The 3943-nt window shown below is 64.6% G+C and carries 3 protein-coding genes; all 3 read left to right on the top strand.

The genetic code is table 11. The features are described 5' to 3' along the window. The coding region (locus tag ACK5IN_RS06560; RefSeq protein WP_416895396.1) for a hypothetical protein at positions 1-417 on the top strand (417 nt) is incomplete at its 5' end. Between the two features lie 188 nt (positions 418-605). Next, the gene (gene fusA / locus ACK5IN_RS06565; RefSeq protein WP_416895397.1) at positions 606-2720 is read left to right on the top strand and encodes an elongation factor G; all 2115 of its coding nucleotides are present in this window, start codon (positions 606-608) and stop codon (positions 2718-2720) included. A gap of 91 nt (positions 2721-2811) precedes the next feature. Further along, positions 2812-3943 (top strand): elongation factor Tu (gene tuf / locus ACK5IN_RS06570; RefSeq protein WP_416895398.1); only part of this gene is annotated, 1132 nt, incomplete at its 3' end.

Here is a 3943-nt window from a genome sequence, read left to right on the forward strand (position 1 = left end):
ACCACGCCCAGTATCGAAAGGTTTCCCGTGGATATCCTCCAGATCATTCTGCTCATTGCCCACTTCATCGGCCTCGCGCTCATCCTCGGGGGTTTCGCGATGCAGCTGGGGCGTTCATCCGGGTTCCGATTCGGCCTGATCCTTGCCGGCGCGATCACGCAGCTCGCCTCCGGCCTGCTGATGGTGCTCGTGATCGAACTGGAGGATGAGTTCCCGATCAACAATATGAAGATCGGGGTGAAGCTGATCATCGCGCTTGTTGCCCTCATTGCCGCGATCATCGGCTTGGTGCGCCAGCGCAGGGTGGATGCGGGCACGATCGCCAAACCCAAGGCGGCGGTACCGTTCCTGCACATTGCCGGTGCGGCCGCGCTGATCAACGTCATCATCGCTGTTGCGTGGCGCGCTGGAGCTTAAAGCAAGGCCCATTTCTGGGCCTTGCCGCGACGCAGCGCGCTGGAGCTCAAAGCGAAGGCCATTTCTGGCCTTCGCCGCGACGCCAGCGCCGAGCCCCGTCCCGGGGCTCGGTAGCCAGGCCGGGCAACGGTCACAAACCCAAACCAAGCCCAACCAAATCCCCAAACCCCCAAACGTAAGGAACCCCCGTGGCACAGGAAGTGCTCACCGACCTCAAGAAGGTCCGCAATATCGGGATCATGGCGCACATCGACGCCGGCAAGACCACGACGACCGAGCGCATCCTGTTCTACACGGGCGTCAATCACAAGATCGGTGAGACCCACGACGGTGCGGCGACGACCGACTGGATGGAGCAGGAGCAGGAGCGCGGCATCACGATCACCTCGGCCGCGGTGACCTGCTTCTGGAACAACTCCCAGATCAACATCATCGACACCCCCGGCCACGTCGACTTCACCGTCGAGGTGGAGCGCTCGCTGCGCGTGCTCGACGGTGCCGTTGCCGTGTTCGACGGCAAGGAAGGTGTGGAGCCGCAGTCGGAGACGGTGTGGCGTCAGGCGGACAAGTACGACGTGCCGCGCATCTGCTTCGTCAACAAGATGGACAAACTGGGGGCAGATTTCTACTTCACGGTCGACACGATCGTCAAGCGCCTGGGCGCGAAGCCGCTCGTGCTGCAGTTGCCGATCGGCGCGGAGAACGACTTCGTCGGCGTTGTCGACCTCGTCGAGATGCGTGCGCTTGTCTGGCCCGGCGACGCCAAGGGCGACGTCACGATGGGCGCCAAGTACGAGGTGCAGGAGATTCCCGCCGATCTGCTCGGCAGGGCTAAGGAGTACCGCGAGACGCTACTGGAGACGGTCGCCGAGACGAGCGAGGAGCTGCTGGAGAAGTATCTCGGCGGCGAGGAGCTGACGGTCGAGGAGATCAAGGGCGCGATTCGTCAGCTGACGATCGCGAGCGACATCTACCCGGTGCTGTGCGGTTCGGCGTTCAAGAACCGCGGTGTGCAGCCGATGCTCGACGCGGTTGTCGACTACCTGCCCAGCCCGCTGGACGTGCCGGCGATCGAGGCGCACGACCCCCGCGATGAGGAGGTCGTGATCGAGCGTAAGCCGGATTCGGCGGAGCCGTTTGCGGCGCTCGCGTTCAAGATCGTTGCGCACCCGTTCTTCGGGCGGCTGACCTACATCCGCGTCTACTCGGGCAACCTCGCCTCGGGGGCGCAGGTGATCAACTCGACGAAGTCGCGCAAGGAGCGCATCGGGAAGATCTTCCAGATGCACGCGAACAAGGAGAACCCGGTCGAGGCGGTCACCGCCGGCCACATCTACGCGGTCATCGGCTTGAAGGACACGACCACGGGCGACACGCTCTCCGACTCGGGCGATCCGGTCGTGTTGGAGTCGATGACGTTCCCGGAGCCGGTCATCGAGGTGGCGATCGAGCCGAAGACGAAGGCCGACCAGGAGAAGCTGGGCCTGGCGATCCAGAAGCTTGCCGAGGAGGACCCGACGTTCCGCACCGAGCAGAACTCGGAGACCGGCCAGACCGTCATCAAGGGGATGGGCGAGTTGCACCTCGACATCCTCGTCGACCGGATGAAGCGCGAGTTCAACGTCGAGGCGAACGTCGGCAAGCCCCAGGTGGCCTACCGCGAGACGATTCGCAAGACGGTGGAGAAGCACGACTACACCCACAAGAAGCAGACGGGTGGGTCCGGCCAGTTCGCGAAGATCCAGATCACGCTCGAGCCGATGGAGGTCTCCGGCGAGACGATCTACGAGTTCGAGTCGAAGGTCACCGGTGGTCGCGTGCCGCGCGAGTACCTCCCCTCGGTGGATCAGGGCATCCAGTCCGCCATGGCGGTCGGCGTGCTCGCCGGCTACCCGATGGTGGGCGTGAAGGCGACCCTGCTGGACGGTGCCGCGCACGACGTCGACTCCTCGGAGATGGCGTTCAAGATCGCCGGTTCGATGGCCTTCAAGGAGGCCGCGCGCCGCGCGAGCCCCGCGCTGCTGGAGCCGCTGATGGCTGTCGAGGTGCGCACGCCCGAGGAGTACATGGGCGACGTGATTGGCGACATCAACGCCCGCCGTGGCCAGATCCAGTCGATGGAGGACGCCACCGGCATCAAGGTCGTCAGCGCGCTCGTGCCGCTGTCGGAGATGTTCGGCTACGTCGGCGATCTGCGGTCGAAGACCTCGGGTCGCGCGGTGTACTCGATGCAGTTCGACTCCTACGCCGAGGTCCCCAAGGCCGTCGCCGAGGAGATCGTGCTCAAAGCAAAAGGCGATTAGGCCTCTTATACAACTGAATCCCGTACCATAACCAAGTCCCAACCGCTCGGGCCGACCGGCTCGAGCACGATGTCCCAAGGAGGACCCCCAAGTGGCCAAGGCCAAGTTCGAGCGGACCAAGCCGCACGTCAACATCGGAACGATCGGTCACGTCGACCACGGCAAGACCACGCTGACCGCCGCCATCTCGAAGGTGCTTGCTGACAAGTACCCGTCGGCGACGAACGTGCAGCGCGACTTCAACTCGATCGACTCCGCGCCGGAAGAGCGTCAGCGCGGTATCACGATCAACATCTCGCACGTCGAGTACGAGACGCCGAAGCGCCACTACGCGCACGTCGACGCCCCCGGTCACGCCGACTACATCAAGAACATGATCACCGGTGCGGCCCAGATGGACGGCGCGATCCTCGTGGTCGCCGCGACCGACGGCCCGATGGCGCAGACGCGCGAGCACGTCCTGCTGGCCAAGCAGGTCGGTGTTCCCTACCTGCTGGTCGCGCTGAACAAGGCCGACATGGTCGACGACGAGGAGATCCTGGAGCTCGTCGAGCTCGAGGTCCGCGAGCTGCTCTCCAGCCAGGACTTCGACGGCGACAATGCCCCGGTCATCCAGGTTTCGGGCCTCAAGGCGCTCGAGGGCGACGAGAAGTGGGCGCAGTCGGTGCTCGACCTCATGGAGGCCGTGGACGCGTCCATTCCGGACCCGGTGCGCGACAAGGAGAAGCCGTTCCTCATGCCGATCGAGGACGTCTTCACGATCACCGGTCGCGGCACGGTCGTCACCGGTCGCGCCGAGCGCGGCACCCTGGCGATCAACTCGGAGGTCGAGATCGTCGGCATCCGTCCGACGCAGAAGACCACGGTCACCGGCATCGAGATGTTCCACAAGCAGCTCGACGAGGCGTGGGCCGGCGAGAACTGTGGTCTGCTGTTGCGCGGCACCAAGCGCGAGGATGTGGAGCGCGGCCAGGTCGTCGTCAAGCCGGGTTCGGTGACCCCGCACACTAACTTCGAGGGCACCGCGTACATCCTCTCCAAGGACGAGGGTGGTCGCCACAACCCGTTCTACACGAACTACCGTCCGCAGTTCTATTTCCGCACCACGGACGTCACCGGTGTCATCTCCCTGCCCGACGGCAAGGAGATGGTGATGCCCGGCGAGACCACCGACATGTCGGTCGAGCTGATCCAGCCGATCGCGATGGAGGAGGGCCTCGGCT

Source organism: Microbacterium sp., from assembly GCF_047971895.1.
In the GTDB taxonomy this organism is placed as follows: domain Bacteria; phylum Actinomycetota; class Actinomycetes; order Actinomycetales; family Microbacteriaceae; genus Microbacterium.